The following is a 26,154-nucleotide window of genomic DNA, read 5'->3' on the forward strand; positions in this document are numbered from 1 at the left end:
CGCTAAGCCTTAGTTATTAGTGACGCGGTTCGCCTCCGCCAGACTGATAATGCCGTCGGCCACCTTTTTCAGGGCCGAATGTCTTAATGAAGGATAGCCGTCTTTATGGGCTTGTCGAGCAATTTGCAACGAGCCTGCGTTATTCATAATAAGCTCTTGGATGGATTCTGTCACTGGCATAACTTCGTAAACACCCGTACGACCTTTGAAGCCACTGGTGCACTGATCACAACCCACGGCTTTATAGATTTTTAAACCAGGAATCTGGTCTTCGGTAAAGCCCTGACGAATCAATTCTTCATGCGGAATCTCTTCTTCTTCCTTGCACTCATTACACAAGCGGCGCGCCAAGCGCTGGGCGATGATCAACGACACCGAACTGGCGATGTTATAGGTAGCAACCCCCATGTTCATCAAACGTGTGAGGGTTTCAGCAGCGGAATTGGTGTGCAAGGTCGAAAGCACCAAGTGACCCGTTTGTGCCGCCTTAATGGCGATTTCTGCAGTTTCGAGATCTCGTATCTCACCCACCATGACGATGTCAGGGTCTTGTCGCAAAAACGAGCGCAACGCATCGGCAAAGGTTAAGCCGGCTTTGACGTTAATCTGCACTTGGTTGATACCGTACAAGTTAATCTCAACCGGGTCTTCCGCCGTTGAAATATTCACCTCGGGCGTGTTGAGAATATTCAGACCCGTATAGAGTGAGACGGTTTTACCCGAACCCGTAGGACCGGTCACTAGAATCATGCCTTGCGGGCGTTGTAGCGCCTCTTCATAGAGCTTTTGTTGCTCCGGTTCATAACCCAAGGCTTCGATACCCAACATCGCCGATGAGGCATCGAGAATCCGCAGCACGATTTTTTCACCATACATGGTCGGCAACGAACTGACCCGAAAGTCGATAGCTTTATGCTTGGATAAACGCAGTTTAATCCGGCCATCTTGTGGTAAGCGCCGCTCGGCAATGTCGAGCTGCGACATCACTTTCAAACGCGCAGCGATACGGTTTGATAATGCATAGGGTGGGCGCGCAATTTCATGCAACACGCCGTCAATCCGAAAACGAATCCGATATTCGCCTTCGTAGGGTTCGAAGTGTAGATCCGAAGCGCCGCGTTTAATCGCATCAAGCAGCATTTTGTTGATGTAGATAACAATCGGCGCGTCGTTTTTGCCGTCAACGCTAACAGCACCGCTGTCATCGCGAACTTCACCATCGGCATCAATTTCACGTAACTCCTGCTCATCCTCGGCAGTAACGCCAAGCATAGAGGTTTCATTTTCCAACAACTTATCAATGAGGCGTTGAAGCTTATCTTCCTCAACTAATACCGCTTCAGCTTGCAAGCGTGTACGGAACTGAAACTCATCAAGGGTTTCAATCCGCGTCGGGTCAGACACCGCGATATAAAGCACATTGCCACGCTGGTACAGAGGCACCGCATGGTTCTTGCGAATCAACCGCTCATTGATAAATTGTGGGGGAATCAGTTCTTGATTGAAGGTATCAAGATCAAGCCAGGGGCAGTTTGATTCTTGATAACAAAATGCAGCCAGTTCATCGGCTTTAATTAACTTGCGTTCAAGGACAACGCTGGTGAAAGGTAATTTAGTTTCCCATGCGTATTCGCTACAACTTTTCAGTTGCGCTTCAGGAATCCGTCTGTCACGCAGCAGCAGCGCCGCAAGGGAGTGATGTAGCATTTGAGTCGGGATACTCTTACTTTGTGTACTAAAAAAACATGCATCCAAATGTCTTAAGACTATCTGGATGCATGTGATTGCAAGTTAACACTTCAATCTGGTGTGTTAGGTGTTTAGCTGGCAACCATCTACGCGGGAATCTCCGTTTGTAGCTGTGTAATCAGAACACGCTATCGCCCATTGTAGATTACCTTGGTTAGCTGGAATGGTCGGAGTAAGCTTCACAGTGATAGCTGCAGAGTTTGCTTCATCTTTTGCTTCCAACGTGGCTGTGATTACACCGGTAGCCACAGTAACTGAACTAACACCTTCAACTACGTTAGCTGCTGCGATGGTGTTCGGAATACCGTTGGTATTGTGGTCGCAGCCCGTCAGCGTACCGAGCTTTTGGTAACACAGGGCAACAGCTGTCTTGTATGAGCTAAGTGCTGAAATACCATTACTAGCCAACGCACGCTGCGTGTAGTCAGAATAAAGCGGAATTGCAACCGCCGCCAAAATACCAATGATCGCAACTACGATCATCAATTCGATAAGGGTAAAGCCTCGTTGAATCTGAGTTTTAACTCGTTGTACTTGCGCTTTCATTGTCAATCTCCCGAAAGTAACGTAAGTAAAAATAAACATTATTGTTGTTGTATGGGTGACTTCCGTGTTGGTTATCACACCAACAACCTATTACTCTGCACCAGCCGAAAGACAGTGAATGCGCTTGCGACCGAGTAGTCAAAAAAGCCACGCCATTCACCAGACTTTAGCTTGCAGCCCCGCTATCCGCCAGCACAATTTCAGAAAAATCTGAAATAGACACCGCTAGGACCGGAGGTTTTGCGTCACCACTTTCCAGTGGTTTTGCCTTTTAAAGCATTGCCTGGCATCCCTCAAACGCAGAATAGACCACGTCTGCGGTTTGCGCACTGCAGATTAAACATAGCAGATGTAAGGGTTTCGTCAATACTTATACATCTGAAATTCGAAGGGAAAGATCAATAGCTTGCACGTGTTTTGTTAAGGCGCCGGAAGAAATGTAATCAATTCCAGTACTTACCAGCTCTTGCAAATGTTCTAGTGTAACGTTTCCAGATACTTCTAATCGCACATTTTTTGACCTGGAATTAACAGCGGTACGAATATCCTCATAGCTGAAGTTGTCTAGCATGATAATATCTGCGCCTGCAGACAAGGCTGCTTGGTACTCTTCGAGGTTTTCGACTTCAACTTCGACGGTTTTGTCGGCATGTAACCGACGCGCTTCGCTGACCGCTGCCGCAATCGAGCCGCACGCCATAATATGATTTTCTTTAATCAAATAGGCGTCATAAAGGCCGACGCGATGATTACTGCCGCCACCACAAACAACCGCATATTTTAATGCGGTGCGCAGGCCGGGAATGGTCTTGCGGGTATCCAGCAACTTGGTGTGCGAGCCTTCGAGGTGTTTCACATAAGAAGCGGTAAGCGTGGCAACGCCAGAGAGCGTCTGCAGAAAATTCAGCGCGGTGCGCTCGCCCGTTAACACCGCGCGCGCTGGACCGCGCAGTTCGCACAATAACTGGTTAGGTTCGACGCGATCACCATCGGCAACATGCCACTGCAAGCTGACTTCGTTGCCGAGCTGCAGAAATACTTCGTTCACCCAGTCAACCCCACAAATCACCGCAGGCTCGCGGGTAATGATGCGGCCATGGGCTTGTTGCTCGGGGGGAATCAACTGCGCGGTAATGTCCAAATCGCCGCTGAGGCCATTGAGGTCCTCCTCGAGTGCGCGCATGACCATATGTTTACGGTCGGCGGCAAGCAGGGCGGGTTGTACGCGAGTATCCATGAGCAACTTCCTTAGCATCGTGATGAGGGCGTATTGTAATGGCTGGCGAAGGGGGTGACAATGATGCCACTGTTTTTAGCAACGAAAACCGACAATGCCGATGAAAATCGAAAATGGACAATTAGATGCAGCGGAGCAGAAACTGTCGCCCCATCACGATGAGCGCAGCGATCCCAACGACATCAGCGTGCTGGTGGTGCACGGTATCAGTTTGCCCGCGGGCGAGTTTGGTCAGCCTTACATAGACCAGCTATTTATGGGCACCCTCGATATTAACGCCCATCCGACTTTTGACGTGCTCGAAGGCTTAAAAGTATCAGCGCATTTGGTGATTCATCGCGACGGGCGCATGGTGCAATATGTGCCGTTCCATAAGCGTGCCTGGCATGCTGGAGTGTCTCATTATGCTGGGCGGCGCCGTTGTAACGATTTTGCCATTGGCATTGAACTTGAGGGAACCGACACCGAGCCCTACACTAAGGAACAGTATCAACAATTGGCAAAAGTTGCCGCAGCTTTGGTGCGTACCTATCCATTATTGACGCGGCAGCGCATTGTTGGGCATCAGCACATTGCGCCAGTGCGCAAAACGGATCCGGGTCCAGCCTTTGATTGGCAGCGTTTCCGCAACTTATTGAACGAGGAACTGTAAATGTCATTATTGGCGATTTTGCTCGCTTATTCGCTCGAACGTTCGGTGACGCTAAGTCGCAATTTCCATTGGCGGCGCATCGTGTTGCGCTGGCAGCAATGGCAGAGCAAACAAACCCAAATGGGTCGCGACGGCCAAGGTAAGATTGCCGAATGGCGCCAACATTTATTGGGCGATGTCGTTTGGGCAGTGCTGCCGGCGCTGATCATTGTGTTTGTCGTCGCCTTGTTCGATTCGCTGCTGTTAAGTTTCGCCGTGGGTGTGTTGGCACTCCTCGCGACCATGCAATGCGGTCAAGCTCGGCAAGCGTATCGGGCTTATCTAGCTGCTGCTAGCGATGGCGATACCGCAGGTGCCGCGGAACAACTGCGCCAGTTACGTCGTGCGGCGGGACGCCACGACGCCGCGCCAGTGCATGAATTGCTACTGTGGATTCATTTACGCTATTACTTTGCACCGCTGCTGTATTACGTATTGTTTGGCATTTTTGGCGTGCTAATTTATGCCACGCTGCGCGATATGCGCCATCATCACAACGCCAGTTGGCGCAAATTACAGTTTGTGCTGCACTGGTTACCAACCCGAGTGATGACCGCTGGTTTCTTGATGGTGGGCAACTTCAGCAAGGCCTTACCGGTGTGGCTCAACAGCATCGGTAATAAGCCCCAGCATAACCTTGAAGCGCTTGGTAAGGTTGCGGCAGCGGCTGATGATCTAGAACAGCGCCACGAGGATGATATTACCTCAACTGCTCTGACCACAGTTGCGTTGGTTAAGCGTAACCTACTGTTTTTCATCGTCTTACTTGCTGTTTTAACGATCATCGGCTGGTTCTAACAAAGAAAAGTTTGGGTTCAGCCAATGTTTAGTCTAAAATACCGTTGGTAAGACCAATGAACCAAAAGCGAAAAGCGTTAGTCGTTAATCGTTATTGGTTAGGGGTGCATGTTTGCTGAATAACGAATAACGAGTAACGAATTACGATGTCATTTGACCGCATACAGCCGACCAAACTGTCCGACGTCATCATGCAGCGAATTGAAGCCATGATCGTCGACGGTACCCTGCAAGCTGGCGAGCGCCTGCCGTCGGAGCGTGATCTTGCGCATCAATTTTCAGTGTCGCGTCCGAGTCTGCGCGAAGCCATTCAAAAGCTCGAAGCACGCGGTTTACTTGAGCGCCGTCAAGGTGGTGGCACCTACGTTTGCGATAACATGCAGCAACGGGTGGCGGAACCGCTACTTGATTTGCTGACCCAGCATCCGGAGTCACAATTCGACTTACTAGAGTTTCGCCATGCGCTTGAGGGCATTTCTGCGTATTACGCGGCGATGCGTGGTACGCCGCTCGACCTTGAACAAATCAAAGAAAGTTTCCAAGGCATTCAGCAGGACCCAGGAGCGGAGCTTGCCGCGCAAGCGCAAGCACTCACCGAATTTAACCTGCGCATTGCCGAGGCATCGCATAATGTGATCCTGTTACATCTAGTGCGCTGTATGCAGCCACTGTTAATGAAAAATATTCTGCAAAACCTGCAAGACCTCGCGCACAAGCCTGGGGTCATGCAGCAATTACATGAACATCGGCAGCAGGTAGTCGCTGCTATCGAGGCCGGCGACCCTGATCAGGCACGCGAAATGTGTCATCAGCTGCTAGCCTTTATTGAACAAGCGTTATTGGCTTCGAACCGTGAACAGTCGCGGTTACAGCGGTCATTACGTCGAACGCAAACTGGGTAAGGATAAAGTATGACTGACCATTTGAAAGACGACCTTGATCCACAGGAAACACGCGAGTGGCTCGACGCCCTCGAAGTCGTGTTAGAAGAAGATGGTCCTGAGCGTGGCCATTTCCTGTTGGAATCATTGATTGAGAAAGCACGTCGTAGCGGCGCTTATTTGCCGTATGCGGCGACCACTGCTTACTTGAACACCATTCCGGCCAGTCAAGAGCCGACCATGCCTGGCGACCAGAGCATGGAAGCGCGCATCCGTGCCGCCATCCGCTGGAACGCGTTGGCAATGGTGTTGCGGGCGTCGAAAAAAGAATTGGAGCTCGGCGGCCACATCTCGAGTTTCGCTTCATCAGCCATGTTGTACGACATTGGCTTTAATCACTTCTTCCGTGCGCCTAATGAGCAAGACGGTGGTGACTTCCTGTTTATTCAAGGTCACGCGTCACCAGGTATTTATGCTCGCGCTTACCTTGAAGGCCGCATTAGCGAAGAGCAACTGAATAACTTCCGTCAAGAAGTTGACGGCAAAGGTGTGAGCTCGTACCCGCACCCGAAATTGATGCCAGATTTTTGGCAATTCCCAACGGTATCTATGGGCTTAGGTCCGATTCAGGCCATCTATCAAGCCCGTTATTTGAAGTATTTGACCGACCGCGGCATTAAAGACTGCTCGAACCAGCGCGTTTATGCATTCTTGGGCGATGGCGAAGTTGATGAGCCAGAAACACTCGGCGCTATCAGCTTGGCGACTCGTGAAGGTCTCGACAACCTGACCTTTATCGTCAACTGTAACTTGCAGCGTTTGGACGGCCCAGTACGCGGTAACGGCAAGATCATTCAAGAGCTCGAAGGCACTTTCCGTGGCGCTGGCTGGGAAGTCATCAAAGTGATTTGGGGGCGCTACTGGGATCCGCTGTTGTACGCGGACACCGAAGGCAAGCTGGCGCAAATCATGCAAGACAGTGTCGATGGTGAGTACCAAAACTACAAAGCGAAAGGTGGCGCTTACACCCGTGAACACTTCTTCGGTAAAACTGAAGAAACCAAAGCCATGGTGGCCAACTTGTCAGACGAAGACATCTGGCGTTTGAACCGTGGTGGCCACGATCCGGTGAAAGTTTACGCGGCCTATCACAAAGCGGTGAACACCAAAGGTCGCCCACAGGTGATTTTGGCAAAAACCGTGAAAGGCTATGGCATGGGTGCGGCCGGTGAAGGTAAAAACATCGCGCACCAAGTGAAGAAAATGGACATGGACGCCATCAAGCATTTCCGTGACCGTTTCAACATTCCAATTAAAGACAGCGAGTTGGAAGACATCCCGTTGTACAAATTCCCAGACGATAGTCCGGAAATGAAGTACATGCGCGAGCGCCGTGAAGCACTCAAAGGCTATATGCCAGTGCGCCGCGCCAACACCGATGTCGAAATCGAAGTCCCCCCATTGAAAGCCTTCGATGCGGTATTGAAAGGCTCTGGTGACCGTCAAATCTCGACCACTATGGCGTTTGTACGCGTACTGACCGCCTTGTTGAAAGACAAGAAAATCGGCAAGCGTATCGTGCCGATCATTCCTGACGAAGCCCGTACCTTTGGTATGGAAGGCTTGTTCCGTCAAGTGGGTATTTACTCGAGCCAAGGCCAGAAGTACGAACCACAAGATGCTGACCAAGTAGCTTACTACCGCGAAGACAAGCAAGGTCAGGTCTTGCAAGAAGGTATCAATGAGCTAGGTGCCATGGCATCGTGGGTGGCGGCAGCGACCAGCTACTCGACCAACAACGAGCCGATGATTCCGTTTTACATCTACTACTCGATGTTCGGTTTCCAACGTGTGGGCGATTTGGTTTGGGCAGCTGGCGATAGTCAAGCCCGTGGCTTCTTGGTCGGCGGTACCGCTGGTCGTACTACCTTGAACGGCGAAGGTCTGCAGCACCAAGACGGTAGCAGCCACATCTTGTTCAACACGGTGCCAAACTGTGTGACCTATGACCCAACGTTCGGTTACGAAGTTGCGGTTATCGTGCAAGACGGTATGCGTCGCATGTTCGGTGAACAAGAAAACGTGTTCTACTACTTGACGGTGATGAACGAAAACTACCAGCAGCCAGAAATGCCAGAAGGTGTCGAAGAAGGCATCGTCAAAGGTATGTATGAGCTGGAAACGCATAAAGCCAAGAAAGCAGTGGGCGAAGTGCAACTCTTGGGTTCAGGCACCATCTTGCAGCAAGTGCGTCAAGCCGCTGAAATTTTGGCTGACAAGTATGACGTCAACGCCACGGTATTTAGCGCAACCTCGTTCAACGAGCTGGCGCGTGAAGGTCTCGATGTCGACCGTTACAATATGCTGAATCCAACTAAGAAAGCGAAAGTGGCTTACGTCACCAAGTTGTTGGAAAAAGCCAAAGGCCCAACTATTGCGGCTACCGATTATATGAAACTGTACGCGGACCAAATTCGCGCTTGGGTACCAACACCGTATCGTGTGCTAGGTACTGACGGTTTCGGTCGTTCAGACAGCCGTGAAAACTTGCGTCGTCACTTCGAAGTGAACGCTGAGTACATTGTTGTTGCGGCCCTCGCGGAATTGGCGAAAGCCGGTGATATCGACACTAAAGTTGTTGCGCAAGCGATTAAAGACTTTGGTATCGACACCGACAAAGTCAATCCACTGTACGCATAAGCAACGGGAGCGGAGACCACTATGGCAGATTTAAAAGAAGTACTCGCACCCGACGTTGGCGGTGACGAAGTCGAAGTCATTGAAATTCTTGTCAGCAAGGGTGACAGCGTTGAGGCCGAAGACGGCCTCATCACCGTCGAGAGCGACAAAGCCTCGATGGATATTCCTGCGCCATTTGCCGGCAAAGTCAGCGAGATCAAAGTCAGCGTCGGCGACAAAATCAGCGAAGGCGACCTTATCGCCATGCTCGAAGCCGCGGGCGACGCATCGTCTGACGACGATAACGCGGCCGATGATGCTGACGCCGATGACGATTCTGACACTGACACTGATTCGTCGGCTGACGCCGACGCATCGTCTGATGACGTAGCCCGTACTTCTAGTACGGGGCAACAGGCAGACGACACCGATACCAAATCCGGCGCAGAGACCAAAACCATCGAAGTTCACGTGCCAGACATCGGCACCGATGGTGAAGTCGACGTCATCGATGTACTTGTTAGCGAAGGCGACAGCATCGCCAAAGAAGATGGCTTGATCACCCTCGAAACCGACAAAGCCACCATGGATGTACCATCGCCAGAAGCTGGTACGGTTAAATCCGTGGCCGTGAAAACCGGTGATAAAGTTAAAGAAGGCTCGTTGGTCATCGAACTGGAAATCACCTCGTCGGAGGGAGCCTCGTCATCTTCGTCGGCAGACGCCGATGCATCGTCTGGCGACGATGCAGAACGGGCAGCCCCGTCCGGGTCAGCCCAGGAGGATGCACAGTCCACCGATAGCGGTCGTCCTACCGCCAGCGGCGATCGCAAAGCACCACCGGTGCCCGATCACCCATTGGATCGCAAAGGCAAAGCTGAAGGCCTCGCCTATGCATCACCAGCGGTGCGTCGATTGGCCCGTGAATTCGGCGTTGATCTGAACCAAGTCAAAGGCTCAGGCCGCAAAGACCGCATCCTTAAAGAAGACGTGCAAGAATTCGTCAAGTACGAACTGTCACGCCCGAAAGCGACCGCGTCAGCCGGTACCGCACAAGGCGGTGGTGGCTTGCAAGTGATTGCGCCACCGAAAGTCGACTTCAGCAAGTTTGGCGAAATCGAAGAAGTGCCGTTGACCCGCATTCAGAAAATTTCGGGTCCAAACCTGCATCGCAACTGGGTCACCATCCCACATGTGACGCAATTCGACGAAGCGGATATCACTGAGCTTGAGCAGTTCCGTAAGCAAGAAAACGAACTACAAGCCAAGAAAAAAGATGGCGTGAAGATCACCCCGTTGGTGTTCATCATGAAGGCCGTCGCCAAAGCACTACAAGAATACCCAGTGTTTAATTCGTCACTGCACGAAGACGGCGAGCACCTGATCATGAAAAAATACATTCATATCGGGATTGCCGTCGATACTCCTGGAGGCCTTGTAGTGCCAGTGATTCGCGATGTCGACAAGAAAGGCATTTACGAACTTTCGGAAGAGCTGGTAGACGTTAGCACGCGTGCGCGCGACAGCAAGTTAAAAGCACAAGATATGCAAGGCGGTTGTTTCTCAATTTCTAGTCTTGGTGGCATTGGCGGTACCGCCTTCACGCCGATTGTGAATGCGCCAGATGTCGCGATTTTGGGTGTGTCGAAAAGTGAAATGAAACCGAAATGGAACGGTAAAGACTTTGAGCCACGCTTGATGCTACCGACCAGCCTGTCGTACGACCATCGTGTCATTGACGGTGCGGTTGCTGCACGCTTTAGTGTGTATCTGTGCAACCTGTTGTCAGATATTCGCAAACTGGTTCTTTAAATTAAACAAATCGCGCCGGGGCTGTTATAATCCGCCCCGCGCGAATTTTAACCGAATTCTCAAAGATTCTACGAAAGTAAGAGGTCGTCATGAGCAAAGAAATCAATGCCCAAGTAGTCGTACTCGGTGCTGGCCCTGGTGGTTACTCAGCAGCCTTCCGTGCCGCTGACTTAGGTTTAGAAACCGTCTTAGTTGAGCGTTACAGCACCCTTGGTGGGGTATGCTTGAACGTGGGTTGTATTCCATCAAAAGCGTTATTGCACCTTGCCAAGCACATCGAAGATGCGAAGCATATGGCCGACGAAGGTGTGGCTTTCGGCGAGCCAAAAATCGACCTCGACAAAATTCGCAAGCATAAAGAAAAAGTCATCGGTCAATTGACCGGCGGCTTGGGCCAAATGTCGAAAATGCGCAAAGTCAAAGTCGTAACGGGTAACGGCGAATTTGCCAGCGACAAACAGTTGAAAGTCAAAGACAGCGACGGTAACGAAACGGTTATCAATTTTGAACACGCGATTATCGCAGTTGGCTCACAGTCAATTAAATTGCCATTCGTACCGCATGATGACGAGCGCATTTGGGACTCAACTGCAGCCCTTGAACTGCGTTTCGTACCTGACCGCATGCTCGTTTTAGGTGGCGGTATCATCGGTCTAGAAATGGGCTGTGTGTACAGCGCATTAGGCTCGAAAATCGACGTGGTTGAGATGACCGACCAGCTCATCCCACCAGCCGATAAAGACATCATCAAGCCGTTCATGAAGAGCATCAAAGGCAAGTTCGACAACATCATGTTGAACACCAAAGCCGCCAAAGTTGAAGCGAAGAAAGACGGTATTTACGTGACCTTCGAAGGTGACAACGCGCCAGATAAGCCAGTCAAGTACGACGCCGTGCTCGTTGCCGTTGGCCGTGCACCAAACGGTGCTAAAGTTGGCGCAGACAAAGCCGGCGTAAAAGTTACCGACCGCGGTTTCATTGAAGTTGATAAGCAAATGCGCACCAACGTGAAGAATATCTTCGCCATCGGTGACTTAGTAGGTCAGCCGATGCTGGCGCACAAAGCTGTGCACGAAGGCCACGTTGCCGCTGAAGTTATCGCTGGTAAGAAACACTACTTCGATCCGAAAGTGATTCCTTCAATCGCTTACACCGACCCAGAAGTAGCATGGGCTGGTTTGACCGAAAAAGAAGCGAAAGAGCAAGGTATCGAGTACGAAGCAGCCGTCTTCCCATGGTCAGCCTCTGGCCGTGCGATCGCGCAGGGCGCAACTGACGGTATGACCAAGCTGCTGTTCGATAAAAACAACCGTATCATCGGTGGTGCGACCGTAGGTTCAAACGCCGGTGAGTTGCTCGGCGAAATCTGTTTGGCCATCGAAATGGGTTGTGACGCCGAAGACATCGCGCTCACTATCCACGCCCACCCAACCCTGCATGAATCAGTAGGCTTGGCGGCAGAAGTGTTCGAAGGCTCGATCACCGACTTACCGAACAAAAAAGCCAAGAAAAAGTAGCCCGTGGTTCTGCCAAGGGTCTAAATCACCATCACCTTCGATGGTCGAATAACAAAACACCGCGAGCGCCTCGGCCTCGCGGTGTTTTTGTTTGCGACCAATCACCCAATCAAATCGATATGAGACAGCGCATTTGAGTTGTACAAGTACGCCGCATCCCGTAAGGTAAAGAAGCACTCAACGACAAACTTTTTACCCAAAAAGGAGCGTGTTATGGCAAACGAAGGTTATCATGAACCCTACGAACTGCTGTCGGACGATACCCGCGACATGCATCGTGCCATCATTTCACTAATGGAAGAATTGGAAGCCGTCGATTGGTACAACCAACGCATCGATGTCTGCAAAGACGAAGAGCTGAAAAAAATTCTTATCCACAATCGTGATGAAGAAAAAGAGCACGCTGCAATGACGTTGGAATGGATCCGTCGGCGCGATAAAAAGTTTGACGAAGAGCTCAAAGAGTACCTATTCACCGACGAAGTGATAGGGCATTAACAAAAACCCCGTTTTTCGTTATTCGTTACTCGTTAGTGCTGCGCGTCTGCATGTTCAGCTCCCTAACGAATAACGATTAACGATTAACGTTTTTTATGAAAGAGGGAGTTATGCGTAAAGTTAGTACTTTAGCGCTGAGCGTGGCGTTAGCCCTTGGCGTTGCCGCGTGTTCACCACAGAACAGCCAAACAGAAACCACCGCTAGCGAGCAGCCACAAGCTGCTGAGCAGCAACAGCTGACATCAGGCCTAGACCTTAACGACTTCAACACCGAAGTACGTCCGCAAGATGACCTGTTCACTTATGTGAATGGTGGTTGGGTTGAGAAAACCGAAATTCCAGCGGATCGTTCACGGGTTGGCTCGTTCAACGAGTTGCGCGACGAGAACCAAGCGCGGTTGAAGAAAATTATTGAAGAAGCTGCGGCAAGCTCACCTGAGCCAGGATCGAACGCTGACAAAATCGGTGCCTTCTATAACAGCTTTATGGACACTGAACGTTTGAACAGCCTGGGCTATGAGCCGATTGCTGCTGACTTAGAAGCCATTGCGCAATTGCAGAACCACGATCAAGTGGCGGCGCATTTTGCTGAGCTGGCCCAATACGGCGTGAGTTCACCGTTCGGCTTCTATGTTTATGCTGACGCGAAAAACCCAGAAGTGAACACCATGTATATGTCGCAGTCAGGTCTAGGCTTGCCAGATCGTGATTACTACCTGAAAGACGAAGAAAAAATGGTAGAAATCCGTGCGGCCTATCGTGACTACATCAAGGATATTTTAGCGCTAGTGGGTATGGATAATACCGAAGCCGCCGCTGATGCGATCCTTGAACTTGAAACCAAGCTTGCTGAAGTCCAATGGAGCCGTGTCGAAAGTCGCAACGCTGACAAAACTTACAACAAAAAGTCGATGGATGAGCTCAAAGAGCTTTTTGGTTCATTCAACATAGGCGCCTATACCGAAGCTGCTGGACTTGCGACTGTTGAAGAAGCGATTGTGCGTCAACCTTCGTACTTTGAAAGCTTCGGTGGCATGTTTGCTGACGTGCCATTGGAAACTTGGCAGCAGTACATGAGCCTGCGGTTGGTGAGCAATTTTGCCAATGCGTTGAGCGAAGAGATCAACGATCGTCAATTCGCGTTTTATGGTCAAGTGTTACGTGGCACACCAGAACAAGAACCGCGTTGGAAGCGGGGCGTAGATGCCACCGACGGTGCCTTGGGTGAAGTTCTTGGTCAGCTGTACGTGGCAGAATACTTCCCACCAGAAGCAAAAGAGCGCATGGAAACCTTGGTGGATAACCTGATCAAAGCTTATGGTGAGTCGATCAAAGGCCTCGAGTGGATGAGCGCAGAGACCAAAGAAAAAGCTTTGGAAAAACTGAGCAAATTTACTCCGTATATAGGTTATCCAAGCGAGTGGCGTGACTATTCGGCACTCACGGTCGCTGCGGATGACTTGGTCGGTAACTACAAACGTTCTGCTGAGTTTGATTATCAGTACAACATCAGCCAAATTGGTCAGCCAGTCAAAGAAGAAGACTGGGGTATGACGCCACAAACGGTGAATGCGTATTACAGCCCAGTGCGTAACGAAATCGTATTCCCAGCGGGTATTTTACAACCACCATTCTTCAACTTAGAGGCTGAAGATGCGGTGAACTATGGTGGTATTGGTGCCGTTATCGGCCACGAAATCGGTCATGGTTTTGATGACCAAGGTTCGAAGTACGATGGTGATGGTAACCTGCAAAGCTGGTGGACCGACGCTGACCGTGAAGCTTTTGACGAGCGTGGCGCGCAACTTGCGGCGCAGTATGACCTGTATGAACCTTTGGAAGGGGTGTTCGTGAACGGCAAACTGACGCTAGGTGAGAACATCGGTGACTTAGCCGGTGTGACCATTGCTTACAAAGCCTATACTGACTCGTTAAACGGTGAAGCATCACCGGTGCTCGACGGATTTACTGGCGAGCAGCGCGTATTCTTGGGCTGGGCGCAAGTTTGGCAAACCAAACAGCGTGACGAATACACACGTAACCAAGTGCTGAGCGACCCGCATTCACCGGCGTATTATCGGGTGAATGGTACGGTTGTGAACGTTCCTGCGTTCTACGAAGCGTTCGACGTGCAGCCTGGTGACGAGATGTACTTGCCGCCTGAAGAGCGCGTTACTATCTGGTAAATTCAGCTGGTAAATTCAGCTGGTAGTTTCAGCTGCTAAAAGGTATGTGCTAAACTGTCGTCATGAAATACATTATTGGACTTCTTATCATTAGCTTGTTGCTGGCGCCTATGCAGGTGTCAGCACACGCCCCTGCGCCAGAGCAGGCGACAATGCAGATGATGGACCACGCCAATAATGATGACATGGCGACAGATCATGCCTGTTGCGATGACACTGCTGCAGCAGCTGAAATGGTTGCGGCAGCAATGGATTGTGACGGTAGTTGTGATAACTGCCAAAGTTTTTGTGGTGCCAGTGCACTTGGTTTATTGCCAAGCCTCGCACTGGTGAGCCATTTCTCCTCGGTTCAGCATTGGCGACTTGTCGCCGCACCCGCAATACACCGTAAGGATCGTCTCGAACGCCCACCTATGCCTGCTTAACAACTGAACCTTTTTCTCAGTTTCGTTTTTGCAGGAGTTTTTTATGCCTTTTTCACGTTGGATTTGTGGCCTCGTTGCCATGTTAATGCTGTTTGCTGCCAGTGCGCCGCAAGCAATGCAATCACACGACCATTCACAGCATGAACAATCTATGCCCGAGCAATCGTTGCAAGAAACCACCCCAGCCGAGCGCCAGCTAAGCGATGAGGCCAAGGTGGAATATGTCTGCCCAATGCATAGTCACATTGTCCGTGATGAGCCGGGGACCTGCCCCATTTGTGGCATGGATTTGGAGCCGCAACGACCGACGCAAGAAGTCGATGTAGTGGTCAGCGCGCAGATGCAGCAAAATTTAGGCGTCACCACTACGGTGGTGGAACCGACGACCTTATGGCGCTATTACCCGACGTTGGCAACGGTGCAATGGAACGACAATGCACGCTGGCACATTCATCCGCGCGCGGCAGGCTGGCTCGAAGAGTTGCACGTACGCAGCGAAGGACAACAGGTCAATGTCGGCGACAAGCTCTACAGCATCTACAGCAAAGAGTTAGTGGTGGCGCAGCAGGATTTTCTGCAAGCGCTCGATGCCGCCAGTTCGTTAGCTCCAGCGCAAGCGCAACGGCTGCTGCGTGACGGGCGTCTACGGCTTGAGTTGCTTGGCCTGACTGCGGAACAAATTAAACAGCTCGAAGCCAGCCAAGAAATTATGTACCGCGTACCGGTGTATGCTGCGCATGCTGGCGTTGTAACGACATTAAATGTCGCACAGGGCATGTATGTCGAACCGGCTACCGAGTTGCTCACTATAACCGGCGCCGATGGTGCTTGGTTAATCGCTGACGTGCCTGAACGCTATAGTTCGTGGCTCGAACCTAACGCCTTTGTTGATGTGACCTTGCCGCAGGCTGGCTTGGACGGCTACGAAACCCGTATTGATTACATTTATCCAGAACTGGACCCGCAAAGTCGCACCCAGCGCGTGCGCATTCAGCTGCCGCAAAGCATTACTGGCGCTGGGTTGCAAGTCGGCATGCAGGCCCAGGTTGAGCTCTACGGAGGGCCCAAACGCGATGTCCTCGCAGTGCCACTGAGCGCACTCATTTTAACCGGTAGCGATAATCGCGTGGTCGTACAAACCGCCGACAATAGTTTTCAACAACGTGCAGTGCATGTCGGCCTGATCGTAGGCGACCAAGCGGAGATTTTGCACGGCCTTGAACAAGGCGAGCGGGTGGTCACTTCCAGTCAGTTCTTACTCGATTCCGAAGCCAGTCTGAAAGCGAGCCGGTTAGGCGGTGGCGCAGCGCAAGAGGGCAGCGGTCATGCTCACTAAAATTATCGACTGGAGTCTCGGCAACCGCCTGCTGGTGCTTATCGCTGCGCTGTTTGCCGCTTGGTTTGGCTGGCGTGCAATGACCACCACGCCGTTGGACGCCATTCCCGATTTGTCTGACGTGCAAGTGATTGTCAAAACACCGTACCCAGGGCAGGCCCCGCAATTGGTGGAAGAGCAAGTGACCTGGCCGTTGGCCAACCTTATGCTCGCAGTTCCCGGCTCGACCGAGGTGCGCGGTTACTCGTTCTTTGGTGATTCCTACTTGTACATCTTGTTTGAAGAGGGAACCGATATTTATTGGGCGCGCAGTCGTGTGCTGGAGTACCTGAATCAAGCTGCGGAGCGCTTACCCGAGGGGGTTACGCCGCGGCTCGGCCCCGATGCCAGTGGCGTCGGTTGGGTGTTTCAATATGCGTTAGTCGATCGCAGCGGACAGCGCCATTTGGGTGAGCTTACCAGTCTGCAGGATTGGTTTCTAAAACAGGAGCTGCAAAGTGTTGAGGGGGTTGCCGAAGTCGCTACTGTGGGTGGCATGGTGCAAGCCTATCAGGTCGTCGTTGACCCTTACCGTTTGCAATCTTATGGGCTGACGCTTGGGCAAGTACAAGAAACCATAGCCGCTGCAAATCAGGAAGTCGGTGGCGGCATTGTCGAGATGGCCGAAGCCGAATACATGGTGCGCGGTACGGGTTACATTCAATCGCTCGAGGATCTGCGTGAGCTGCCCTTGCCAGTGACCAGCACCGCCTACAATGCGGTGACCTTGGCAGATGTTGCTACGGTAAGGCGCGGGCCCGTTAGCCGCCGCGGCATTGCTGAACTCAATGGTGAGGGCGAAGTGGTGGGTGGCATTGTGGTGATGCGCCACGGTGAGAACGCACTGGCAACCATAGAGCGAGTGCGCGATAAGCTCAAGACTTTACAGCAAGGCTTACCCGATGGTGTGGAGATTGTGCCGACCTACGACCGTTCTGATTTGATTCATCGTGCGGTAGATAACTTAACCACTAAGCTGCTCGAAGAGATGGCCTTTGTCGCGCTCATTACGGTGCTGTTCCTATTGCACTTGCGTTCCGCTTTAGTCGCAATCATTACCTTGCCGCTAGCGGTGCTGATGAGTTTTATCGTGATGCGCTGGCTCGGCATCAACGCCAACATCATGAGCTTGGGCGGCATCGCCATAGCCATCGGCGCGCTGGTAGATGCGGCGATAGTGATGGTGGAAAATGCCCACAAGCACTTGCAACACTACCGCGAAGAACACGGCCAGCCACCCAAGGGTGCAGCGCACTGGCGCGTGATTCGTGAAGCCACCGTTGAAGTTGGTCCAGCACTGTTTTTGTCATTATTAATTATTACTTTGAGCTTCATTCCGGTGTTTTCGCTCGAAGCCCAAGAAGGTCGACTGTTTGCGCCACTGGCTTACACCAAAACCTTTGCTATGGCGGCAGCGGCATTACTGGCGATTACCTTGGTGCCCGTATTGATGGGCTATTTTGTGCGCGGGCGCATTTTGAGCGAGCAACGTAATCCGCTCACGCGTGCCATGATTTGGCTCTATCGTCCGGTCTTACACGGCGTGTTGCGCTTCCCGAAAACAGTTATTTTACTTGCACTAGCAGTAACAGTGAGTGGTTACTATCCACTGAGCAAGATGGGCAGTGAATTTATGCCCACCATGCAAGAAGGTGACTTGCTGTATATGCCAACGACCTTGCCGGGCATCAGCCCACAAGCGGCGGCCGAGTTGTTGCAGCGCACCGACCGTTTGATCAAGCAAGTGCCCGAGGTGGAACTTGTGTTCGGCAAAACCGGCCGCGCCGATACCGCCACGGATCCAGCACCTTTGACCATGCTCGAAACCACTATTCAGTTGAAGCCCGAAAGCGAATGGCGCGACGGCGTTACCTTGACAGATATTATTGCTGAGCTCGATGCTACGGTGCAGGTGCCGGGGATTACCAATGCCTGGGTGCAGCCGATCAAAACCCGTATCGATATGCTCTCAACGGGTCTAAAAACGCCATTGGGGCTGAAAATTGCGGGCCCCTCGTTGGCCGAAATTCAGCGCATTGGCGGTGATCTTGAAGAGCGCTTGTCAGGCGTCGCCGGGGTTGCTTCTGTATATGCCGAACGACCCGCGTCAGGGCGCTATTTAGAGATCCGCCCACACTTGGCAGAAGCCGCACGCTACGGTATCGATCAAGCCAGCATTCAGCGCGTCATTCAATTTGCCATCGGCGGTGCGCAAATTGCTGAAACGGTGGAAGGTACTGAGCGTTACCCAATCACGTTGCGCTATCCACGCGAGCTGCGGGATCACCTTGAGCGTATCAAGCAACTACCGCTGCTGAGTGCAAGTGGTGCTTGGGTAACCCTAGAACAGGTCGCAGACGTGCAAGTGACCGACGGTCCAGCGATGATTCGCAGTGAAAACGCACGCCCGACCGGCTGGGTATTTATTGACGTTGATAGCGAGGTGCCAGTGGGTGAGGTGATTGCCGCTGCTGAGCCGCTATTGGCCGATTACGAGCTACCGCCGCGCTACTCACTCGCATGGTCGGGGCAGTATGAGTCAATGCAACGTGTCGAAGCAAAACTACAGGAAGTAGTACCGGCTACCTTGGCGGTTATTCTGGTGCTGCTGTATTTCACCTTCCGCTCGTTCAAGCAAGCACTGCTGATTATGGCAACGCTGCCGTTGGCGCTTACGGGTTCGCTGTGGTTTATCTGGTGGCTCGGTTACAACCTGTCGATTGCCGTCGGCGTCGGTATGATTGCCTTAGCAGGGGTCGCGGCCGAGTTCGGCGTGGTGATGTTGTTGTATTTGAACAACGCCTGGCGCGCACGACAAGCGCGCACTCAAGCGAGCCTGTATGAGGCTATCGAAGAGGGCGCAGTGTTGCGGGTAAGACCGAAAGCAATGACGGTCATTACCATTATTGCTGGGTTGCTGCCGATTATGCTGAGTCATGGTACCGGCTCGGAAGTCATGCAGCGCATCGCGGCGCCGATGATTGGCGGTATGGTGGTAGCGCCGTTGCTGTCGCTGTTGGTGTTACCGGCGGTGTATTGGCTCTGGCACCGCCGGCGCTTGGCTTAATTTTTGGTATCGGTGTCGGCAGGCGGTACGCGCATCACCAGCGCGTACATCACCGGCACCACAATCAGCGTGAGCAAGGTGGCAAAGCCTAAACCAAACATGATGACCACTGCCATGCTGACAAAGAAGGCGTCGAACAGCAGTGGGATCATGCCAACAATCGTCGTGACTGCGGCCATGAGGACCGGGCGGACGCGGCTGACCGCTGCATCTTCTAGCGCCTTGAGGCGTTCTTTACCGCTGGCAAGTTCAACCCGCACCTGCTCGAGCAGCACCACACCGTTTTTGATCAACATACCTGACAAGCTTAGGAAGCCAAGCAATGCCATAAAGCCAAACGGCTGACCACTTAGGGCGAGGCCGAGGGTGACGCCAATGATACTGAGCGGCACCGTAGTCCACAAAATACCCGCCTGGCGAATCGAGCTAAACAGCAACACGGTAATGATAAACATCACCACAAAGGCCAAGGGCAGCGCCTGGAACACTGCGCCAGTGGCTTTTTGTGAGGCTTCATATTCACCGCCCCATTCGAGGTCGTAACCGAGCGGTAATTCAATCGCTTCAATGTCGGGACGGATCCGCTCGAGCACCATAGCTGCCGTTTCTTCGCCAAAGATGTCATGATCAGCCATGACGGTCAGCGTGCGTTTGCGGTCGCGGCGCAGGATCAAGTGATCTTCCGCGCTGAGCGCCATGCCGTTGACGACTTGCGCCAGCGGCACATGCTGCTGCAACGCCTGCGAATAGATTTGTAGCTCTTCCCAATCGGCAATTTCACGGCGTTCGTTTGCGGGTGCCCGCACGACAATGGGTAGTAGATTGGTGCCATCGCGGAACAGGCCGACAGTTTGGCCGTTGAAGTTGCGCTTCAACACGTCATTGACGTCCGCCTTGGTAATGCCAAGTCGACGTGCAGCGGCTTCGTTGAATTGCGGATACAGCACTTTGCTGCGCTGGCGCCAATCGTTACGCAAATTACGAATACCGTCGTCTTGCGCCATAATGGCTTCAGCTTTGGCGGCCAATTGGTGCAACACCAAGGGGTCAGGACCGCTGAAGCGTGCTTCAATTTTGGCGGTTTGTGACGGTCCCATTTCGATGGGTTTTAGTTTAAATTCGACATCGGGCTGTTCGGTGTTTAAATAGTTTTCAATGGCGCCATGTACTTGCCGTAATTTTTCGGTATCGCTGGCGCGTAAAATCACCTGACCATAGCTCTCGTATGCTTTCTCTACCATGTAGGTGAGGGTAAAACGAGGTGCGCCTTGACCGACAGTACTGGCGACATAATCGAGCTCCGGAAACTCTTGCATTAGATAGGCTTCAAAATCCTGCAAGCGGCGAGAGGTTGCCCGAATATCAGTGCCTTCAGGGTACCAAACGTCAACAAACAGCATTGGTGTGGTCGATGGCGGGAAAAACGACTGTTTTACCGTGGTAAAGCCAGCGACCGCAAGTATCAACAAGCCGAGCATGGCGAGCATGGTGGTTTTGCGCCATGCCAAGAATTTATGTAGGAGTGTGCGATAGCCACGAAATACCCAGTGGTTGTAGACGTGGTCGTCGTCTTCTGGTTGCTCTTTCGCGGATTTCGCGCGGGCGTCTTTGCGGTACAGCAGGTTGCCTAAAAACGGCGTGAGCGTAATGGCCGTAAACCAGCTCAGCAGTAACGAAATGAGCAACACCCAAAACAGTGAGTTGGCATATTCACCGCTGGCGTCTTTCGATAAGCCTATCGGCGCAAAGGCAATGACCGCGACGGCGGTGGCACCGAGCAGGGGCCATTTATTCTGCTGCACAATTTCACTGGCTGCTTGCAGGCGCGACAAACCACGTCGCACGCCGACCAACATCCCTTCGGCAATGACGATGGCATTATCCACTAGCATGCCGAGCGCGATAATCAGTGCGCCGAGCGAGACCCGTTGCAGTTGGATATCCATCAGGTACATGAAAATAAAGCTACCCAACACGGTGATCAGTAGCACACTGCCAATCAACACTCCGCTGCGTAAACCCATGGTAAGCAATAGCGCTACCACCACAATGGCCACAGCTTCGGCGAGGTTGAGCAAGAAATTCTTTACCGAACTATCGACTTCGGCGGGCTGATCATAGATCGCTGCGACCTGCATACCGACGGGCTGGGCGTACTGCAGTTCTTGCAGCCGCTGCTCGATACGCTGACCGACTTCAACCACGTTGACGTCGCTGGCGAACGAGATGCCAAGCCACAATGAGGGCTGCCCTTGGTAACGCACTAAATGCGTTGGAATCTCTTGATATTCGCGGCTTACCGTAGCGACATCGCGCAACAAAATGCGTTGTTCGGCACCCGGGTTGCTGATCATGAGATTGGCCAAGTCATTCACATTGGCAAACTCACCACTGGTTTGCAGGCGGATACGTTCTTCGCCACTCAGCACGCGACCTGCATCGCTGACCGCATTTTGGGTTTGCAACAGATTCACCACTTGCTGCGGACTAATACCGGTATTCGCCAACTTGGCCCGCGAAATCTCGACCACCACTTCTTCTTGTTGCTCACCGGCGACAGTGACTTTGCCGACACCGTCCACCAATACCAGTTCGCGGCGTAAGAAATCGGTGTAGTCTTTGATATCTTCGTAGCTGTAGCCTTGCCCGCTTATGGCAAGTAGCACACCATAGACATCGGCAAAGTCGTCGCGCACCATAGGCTGACCTGCCCCCGGCGGCAAGCGACGGGTCACATCGTTGACTTTGCGGCGTAACTCATCCCAAATCTGCGGCATATCTTTGGCGCGCAGGGTGGTTTTCATGTCCACCGTAATTTGACTCAGCCCAGGTTTAGAAATCGAGCTGATATGGTCAACGTTGCCGAGTTCTTGGATGGCATTTTCAATGCGGTAGGTGACTTCCTCTTCAACCTGCTGCGCCGTGGCACCTGGGTAGGTGGTGATCACCATGGCTTTCTTGAGGGTGAACTCGGGGTCTTCGAGACGACCTATGTTGGTAAGCGCTAACACACCGCCTAACAGCAGGAGAAGCAGCAGCATCCAACTGGTGGTGCTGCGTTTGATACTGTAACGTGCGATATCCATTACAGACCTCGCTCTTTAACCCAAGGCCGTACTTTTTGTCCTTCGCTGAGCGCGTGCACACCAGCTACCACGATTTGCTCGCCCGTTTGCAGTCCATCGATGATTTCTATAGCGTCGCCCGTGACCATACCTGTGGTCACTTCACGCTGCTGCACCTGTTGTGATTGAGGATCATAAACCCACACCCGTGGCTTGGCTGCGGCGGCTTCAGTTGGTTCGGAGAACACTGCACTGGTGGGCACACTGATGCCCGCTTGCGGTTTATTGGCGACCGCTTGCGTATCGACATGCACCGTAGCCGACATGCCTGGTAAAAGGTTGAGATCTTGCGGCTTCGGCATGGTGAACACCACTTTATAGGTGTTGGTGGCCGGATCCGCGGTGGTATCCCATTCTTTCAACGTGATTGGGTAGCGTTGCTCAGGATTGGCGGCGAAACTCACATCGGGCTGATAGTCGGTGCTGCGTTGCACCCGCGCAAACAACTGTTCGGGCACGTTGATACTGATATCAATCGCATCATCCATTTGCAGCGTGGCAATGGGTTGCTGCGGCTGCACGGTTTCAAAAGCTTCGACAAAAACATGGGCGATAGTACCAGCGAAAGGTGCCCGTAATTCTGTATAGCGTAGATTGGCCTTCGCTGTTTCTAAATTGGCACGCGTGACTTGCAGGTTGGCTTTGACTTCATCGAATTGCTGCTGCGAAATCACCCCTTGCTCGGCCAGACTCTCGGTGCGATCAAATTGAGTTTGCGCAAGTTGATAGCGGGCTTGTGCTTGGTCGACCACTAATTGGTAGTCGGTCGGGTCAAGCTTGGCGATTAAATCGCCTTGTTGCACTTCGTTGCCGGCTTTGACTGGGAAGCTACTAATTTCGCCACCCACCCGAAAGCCCAACTGCGCCACCTGCGCAGCTTCCACGACCGCGGGGAAATCACGCCAGCGTGCATCAGTATTCGTGCCCACCGTCAACAACTTCACCGGCTGCACCGCATTGTTGTTTGCTTGTGCATTATCGCCATTTTCCACAACCGCTGGCCCACAGCCCGCAAGGCTTAACACCATAAAAAGGGCAGCCCTCTTTTTGCCAATTTGTCGGCCAATTTGTTGCCACAACCGCATCGCTCAACCCTACTATTTGCCATTAACTGATGACAGTTTAGCCAATTAAAATATAAAGTAATACTGAATAAAAATTAAAGACAACATAAGAAAAGGTTATTGGTTAATCGTTATTCGTTAGGGGTGCCTGTCGGAAACGTCCCCCTAACGAATAACGGATAACGAATAACGGCAGTTGGGGGTTAGATGAAACTGAATCAGTTGGAGATGTTGGTGCTGTTGGCAGAGACTGGCTCGGTGCAGGCGGTGTCGGAGCGCATGCATCGCACACAAGCCGCGGTGAGTATGGCCCTGAAAGGGCTAGAAGAGGATGTCGGGGTGCCACTGTTTGATCGAAGCGGCTATCGCTTAACGCTTTCGGCGCAGGGGTGGCAGTTTTTGCGGCAAGCTAGAGAAGTGGTGAAGCAGCATCAACGCTTGCATTCTCTTGCGGCACAATTGCAAACGGGCGCTGAGCCGCAGTTGCACATTACTTACGATTACACCTGCGCACCTGCAGTATTGTTTCCTGTGTTGCAGCAGGTGCAGGAGCAATTCCCTGCGACAGAGTTGCTCTTAAGCGGGGAATCACAATTGCGCGCGCTGCGTCGGATTCGTGAGGGTGAAGCAGATCTTGCGCTTTGTCCGTGGTTGCCGATTTTTCGTCAACACGGCGACTTTGAGACCGTGCGGGTACGGCCGTTTGAGCTGTGGGTTGTCTGTGCGCCAGCATTATTAGGAGACGTTGCTGTTGAGCAACTGCAACGCCAAGATTTACTCGAGTTACCGATGCTGATTCCGCAAAACCAAGACATCGGCATTGATCTTGATCAGATCATGCGCATTCCGAGTCAGCAGCGGATTCGCGTAAACGACTCCATTACCCAGCGGGAACTGTTGTTGGCGGGTATGGGTTGGGGAATTATCCCAGGTGATTTGATTGGCGACGCGCTCGAACGAGGAAGTCTGGTGCGCATCGACATTGCAGGATTCTTGACTCACGTAAATCTGGAAGTGCATTTGGTGCGCTCCGCGGAGAGAATCGCGGGTCCAGTAGAAGAAATGATTTGGCAGTTTTTTTCTCAAAGCAGCCATGAAAAGTCCTCCTAAAGTCGAGTCCGCAAAGTACGATTTAAGTCGTTAAAGTCTTGTAACAACATCTAAGGGGGGGTACCATTCAAAATCTAACCATTTGATAAAAGGATAAAAAATGAGCAGTTGGTTCATCAAAGGATTGGTATTTGTTTGGGTGATTCTCGGTAGTTTTTCAGCGCAAGCTTCGTCATCGTCTGAAACCGTTCTATGTAACGATTGTTCCGAATTTGATGCGCGAAGATTAGCCATCAATGTGTTGCAATCGAGTGGCCCCAGCTTAGTTTCTATCGTCAATATTCCGCAACGAAAAGTTTATAGTTGGAATGGTGTTTTGACGTTGAACGATAAGGATCCGAATCGTCCAGCATACGAGGATTACCGCTTGGTTGCAGTCGATGTGCCTACGAGCTTACAGTCGGCACTCAATTCATTGTATGAAGTGATAGAGCAGCCCATTGTTCTGAATGATACGGGAGAGTGGGATATTTTTATGTTTGCAACCATGCAAAACACGCAAGCTCGTCATGATTGGATCGTTGACCGCGGCCCTTTTCAGTACATGATATCCCGTGTAATGGCATCCTTTGGTGAGTTTGCAAACGTATCACCTTTTGATGTGCTAGCTGGATCGCAGCACCGCGTTGAGTTCGATGATGGTAGTTATGCGGTGGTAGAAATGCCAAGCGCAAAGGTAGAGCCGCGTGTACTCATAGTTATCGCTATCTACGGTCCTGATGGTAATAAATTGCCACTTCATCGTAATGACGTTGGCGGTACTTACATGTTTTCAAGCGAAGCGGGTATTGTTACGTTCAACGAAGCGCTTGGACGTATTGGTGTGCCAGTGTTCGATTTACGCTGGGACCCTACTTGCGCAAACTGCAAGGTTGTTGTCTCCTGCGACACAAGCGACCCAGTTGCACCAAGCTGTGCAGCTGAGACGAGTCGTTAATCACTTAACGATTTGGGAATTATAAAAACGTCCGTAAAGCACTTGCGCGCCATGGCGCTAAGTTTGGCGTCGAGCCGCCAGCCGTGTCGGCTAGGCGCGCATCATTGGCGAGGCGCTCACCAGACAGTGCCAGCTCATTTTTGGCATGAGCGAGCGAATCCGCGCGTACGCTTGCCATGATGTTTTGTTGCGCCATCTCGAGCTCGTAATCGAGTGAGCCTTGATACGATTGCTTCGAGAAGGTAACCGTGTAGATAGCGTCAGGCTTGATGACGAGTTGGTCAACTTCAAAAGCGTGAACGGTAGTGAACGAAGCTGCAAGCAAACATGCAGCAGAGACTCCTTTTAAAGTAGAACGAATTGTTGTTTTCATATAAAGGCCCCCCACGTGACCTAATCAATAAGAGTAGTTTCTGTTTATTAGGATAGCTAGGAAGTGTGAAAGGTTTATTTCTGT

General features: G+C 51.8%; 19 protein-coding genes and 1 riboswitch. Of the genes, 13 read left to right on the forward strand and 6 right to left on the reverse strand.

Annotated features, from left to right (window positions below; all coding sequences use genetic code 11):
• Positions 1–9 precede the first annotated feature (9 nt).
• From pilB to nadC, 3 genes are all read right to left on the reverse strand, one after another.
• Positions 10–1,719, reverse strand: a complete 1,710-nt coding sequence (gene pilB / locus IDAT_RS05065; RefSeq protein ID WP_034731819.1) for a type IV-A pilus assembly ATPase PilB — start codon at positions 1,717–1,719, stop codon at positions 10–12.
• Positions 1,720–1,812: 93 nt separating this feature from the next.
• A complete protein-coding gene (locus IDAT_RS05070; protein WP_034731384.1) occupies positions 1,813–2,295 on the reverse strand; it encodes a pilin in 483 nt (160 codons plus the stop codon).
• Positions 2,296–2,464: 169 nt separating this feature from the next.
• A riboswitch (cyclic di-GMP riboswitch) is annotated at positions 2,465–2,574 on the reverse strand.
• A 91-nt stretch (positions 2,575–2,665) separates the two neighbouring features.
• Entirely contained in the window at positions 2,666–3,532 is an 867-nt protein-coding gene (gene nadC / locus IDAT_RS05075) for a carboxylating nicotinate-nucleotide diphosphorylase (RefSeq protein ID WP_034731386.1), read from the reverse strand.
• Positions 3,533–3,632: 100 nt separating this feature from the next.
• On the opposite strand from nadC, the gene ampD reads away from it, so the two are divergent.
• From ampD to IDAT_RS05130, 11 genes are all read left to right on the forward strand, one after another.
• On the forward strand, positions 3,633–4,184 hold the full coding sequence (gene ampD, locus IDAT_RS05080) for a 1,6-anhydro-N-acetylmuramyl-L-alanine amidase AmpD (RefSeq protein WP_034731822.1): 552 nt from the start codon (positions 3,633–3,635) through the stop codon (positions 4,182–4,184).
• The gene (gene ampE, locus IDAT_RS05085; RefSeq protein WP_034731389.1) at positions 4,185–5,021 is read left to right on the forward strand and encodes a regulatory signaling modulator protein AmpE; all 837 of its coding nucleotides are present in this window, start codon (positions 4,185–4,187) and stop codon (positions 5,019–5,021) included.
• A 146-nt stretch (positions 5,022–5,167) separates the two neighbouring features.
• Positions 5,168–5,923, forward strand: a complete 756-nt coding sequence (pdhR, locus tag IDAT_RS05090; protein ID WP_034731392.1) for a pyruvate dehydrogenase complex transcriptional repressor PdhR — start codon at positions 5,168–5,170, stop codon at positions 5,921–5,923.
• A gap of 9 nt (positions 5,924–5,932) precedes the next feature.
• Positions 5,933–8,602 carry a pyruvate dehydrogenase (acetyl-transferring), homodimeric type gene (gene aceE, locus IDAT_RS05095; RefSeq protein ID WP_034731394.1) on the forward strand — a complete coding sequence of 890 codons (2,670 nt, stop codon included), beginning with the start codon at positions 5,933–5,935 and terminating at the stop codon, positions 8,600–8,602.
• 21 nt (positions 8,603–8,623) lie between these two features.
• A complete protein-coding gene (aceF, locus tag IDAT_RS05100; RefSeq protein WP_034731396.1) occupies positions 8,624–10,393 on the forward strand; it encodes a dihydrolipoyllysine-residue acetyltransferase in 1,770 nt (589 codons plus the stop codon).
• 89 nt (positions 10,394–10,482) lie between these two features.
• The gene (gene lpdA, locus IDAT_RS05105; RefSeq protein WP_034731399.1) at positions 10,483–11,910 is read left to right on the forward strand and encodes a dihydrolipoyl dehydrogenase; all 1,428 of its coding nucleotides are present in this window, start codon (positions 10,483–10,485) and stop codon (positions 11,908–11,910) included.
• 213 nt (positions 11,911–12,123) lie between these two features.
• Positions 12,124–12,408 carry an encapsulin-associated ferritin-like protein gene (locus IDAT_RS05110; protein ID WP_034731402.1) on the forward strand — a complete coding sequence of 95 codons (285 nt, stop codon included), beginning with the start codon at positions 12,124–12,126 and terminating at the stop codon, positions 12,406–12,408.
• A gap of 110 nt (positions 12,409–12,518) precedes the next feature.
• A complete protein-coding gene (locus IDAT_RS05115; protein WP_034731404.1) occupies positions 12,519–14,594 on the forward strand; it encodes a M13 family metallopeptidase in 2,076 nt (691 codons plus the stop codon).
• 62 nt (positions 14,595–14,656) lie between these two features.
• A complete protein-coding gene (locus IDAT_RS05120; RefSeq protein ID WP_034731407.1) occupies positions 14,657–15,019 on the forward strand; it encodes a hypothetical protein in 363 nt (120 codons plus the stop codon).
• A gap of 43 nt (positions 15,020–15,062) precedes the next feature.
• The gene (locus tag IDAT_RS05125; protein ID WP_051986595.1) at positions 15,063–16,355 is read left to right on the forward strand and encodes an efflux RND transporter periplasmic adaptor subunit; all 1,293 of its coding nucleotides are present in this window, start codon (positions 15,063–15,065) and stop codon (positions 16,353–16,355) included.
• Complete coding sequence (locus IDAT_RS05130) at positions 16,345–19,461, forward strand: efflux RND transporter permease subunit (protein ID WP_034731409.1); 3,117 nt, start codon at positions 16,345–16,347, stop codon at positions 19,459–19,461. Before IDAT_RS05125 ends, IDAT_RS05130 begins: the two co-directional genes overlap by 11 nt.
• On the opposite strand, the gene IDAT_RS05135 is transcribed toward IDAT_RS05130, so the two are convergent.
• A complete protein-coding gene (locus tag IDAT_RS05135; protein ID WP_034731411.1) occupies positions 19,458–22,547 on the reverse strand; it encodes an efflux RND transporter permease subunit in 3,090 nt (1,029 codons plus the stop codon). The genes IDAT_RS05130 and IDAT_RS05135 overlap by 4 nt on opposite strands.
• Positions 22,547–23,671: an efflux RND transporter periplasmic adaptor subunit gene (locus tag IDAT_RS05140; protein ID WP_156099481.1), complete on the reverse strand. Its 1,125-nt coding sequence runs from the start codon at positions 23,669–23,671 to the stop codon at positions 22,547–22,549. Before IDAT_RS05140 ends, IDAT_RS05135 begins: the two co-directional genes overlap by 1 nt.
• A gap of 186 nt (positions 23,672–23,857) precedes the next feature.
• Between IDAT_RS05140 and IDAT_RS05145 the strand changes: the two genes are divergently transcribed.
• Complete coding sequence (locus tag IDAT_RS05145) at positions 23,858–24,760, forward strand: LysR family transcriptional regulator (RefSeq protein WP_034731414.1); 903 nt, start codon at positions 23,858–23,860, stop codon at positions 24,758–24,760.
• Positions 24,761–24,860: 100 nt separating this feature from the next.
• The gene (locus IDAT_RS05150) at positions 24,861–25,697 is read left to right on the forward strand and encodes a hypothetical protein (RefSeq protein ID WP_034731418.1); all 837 of its coding nucleotides are present in this window, start codon (positions 24,861–24,863) and stop codon (positions 25,695–25,697) included.
• A 19-nt stretch (positions 25,698–25,716) separates the two neighbouring features.
• Here the strand turns inward: IDAT_RS05150 and IDAT_RS05155 are convergent, their stop codons facing one another.
• Complete coding sequence (locus IDAT_RS05155; protein ID WP_156099482.1) at positions 25,717–26,070, reverse strand: hypothetical protein; 354 nt, start codon at positions 26,068–26,070, stop codon at positions 25,717–25,719.
• Between the last annotated feature and the right edge of the window lie 84 nt (positions 26,071–26,154).

Origin of the sequence: Pseudidiomarina atlantica (assembly GCF_000753735.1) — a bacterium.
GTDB lineage: Bacteria > Pseudomonadota > Gammaproteobacteria > Enterobacterales > Alteromonadaceae > Pseudidiomarina > Pseudidiomarina atlantica.

What these genes read in the sequence shown, in the direction of transcription:
- nadC (WP_034731386.1), bottom strand. Translation starts at nt 3,532, where the DNA reads ATGGATACTCGCGTACAACCCGCCCTGCTTGCCGCCGACCGTAAACAT.
- pdhR (WP_034731392.1), top strand. Translation starts at nt 5,168, where the DNA reads ATGTCATTTGACCGCATACAGCCGACCAAACTGTCCGACGTCATCATG.
- aceE (WP_034731394.1), top strand. Translation starts at nt 5,933, where the DNA reads ATGACTGACCATTTGAAAGACGACCTTGATCCACAGGAAACACGCGAG.
- IDAT_RS05145 (WP_034731414.1), top strand. Translation starts at nt 23,858, where the DNA reads ATGAAACTGAATCAGTTGGAGATGTTGGTGCTGTTGGCAGAGACTGGC.
- IDAT_RS05070 (WP_034731384.1), bottom strand. Translation starts at nt 2,295, where the DNA reads ATGAAAGCGCAAGTACAACGAGTTAAAACTCAGATTCAACGAGGCTTT.
- IDAT_RS05155 (WP_156099482.1), bottom strand. Translation starts at nt 26,070, where the DNA reads ATGAAAACAACAATTCGTTCTACTTTAAAAGGAGTCTCTGCTGCATGT.
- ampE (WP_034731389.1), top strand. Translation starts at nt 4,185, where the DNA reads ATGTCATTATTGGCGATTTTGCTCGCTTATTCGCTCGAACGTTCGGTG.
- IDAT_RS05150 (WP_034731418.1), top strand. Translation starts at nt 24,861, where the DNA reads ATGAGCAGTTGGTTCATCAAAGGATTGGTATTTGTTTGGGTGATTCTC.
- ampD (WP_034731822.1), top strand. Translation starts at nt 3,633, where the DNA reads ATGAAAATCGAAAATGGACAATTAGATGCAGCGGAGCAGAAACTGTCG.
- IDAT_RS05125 (WP_051986595.1), top strand. Translation starts at nt 15,063, where the DNA reads ATGCCTTTTTCACGTTGGATTTGTGGCCTCGTTGCCATGTTAATGCTG.
- lpdA (WP_034731399.1), top strand. Translation starts at nt 10,483, where the DNA reads ATGAGCAAAGAAATCAATGCCCAAGTAGTCGTACTCGGTGCTGGCCCT.
- IDAT_RS05130 (WP_034731409.1), top strand. Translation starts at nt 16,345, where the DNA reads ATGCTCACTAAAATTATCGACTGGAGTCTCGGCAACCGCCTGCTGGTG.
- aceF (WP_034731396.1), top strand. Translation starts at nt 8,624, where the DNA reads ATGGCAGATTTAAAAGAAGTACTCGCACCCGACGTTGGCGGTGACGAA.
- IDAT_RS05115 (WP_034731404.1), top strand. Translation starts at nt 12,519, where the DNA reads ATGCGTAAAGTTAGTACTTTAGCGCTGAGCGTGGCGTTAGCCCTTGGC.
- IDAT_RS05140 (WP_156099481.1), bottom strand. Translation starts at nt 23,671, where the DNA reads ATGCGGTTGTGGCAACAAATTGGCCGACAAATTGGCAAAAAGAGGGCT.
- IDAT_RS05120 (WP_034731407.1), top strand. Translation starts at nt 14,657, where the DNA reads ATGAAATACATTATTGGACTTCTTATCATTAGCTTGTTGCTGGCGCCT.
- IDAT_RS05110 (WP_034731402.1), top strand. Translation starts at nt 12,124, where the DNA reads ATGGCAAACGAAGGTTATCATGAACCCTACGAACTGCTGTCGGACGAT.
- IDAT_RS05135 (WP_034731411.1), bottom strand. Translation starts at nt 22,547, where the DNA reads ATGGATATCGCACGTTACAGTATCAAACGCAGCACCACCAGTTGGATG.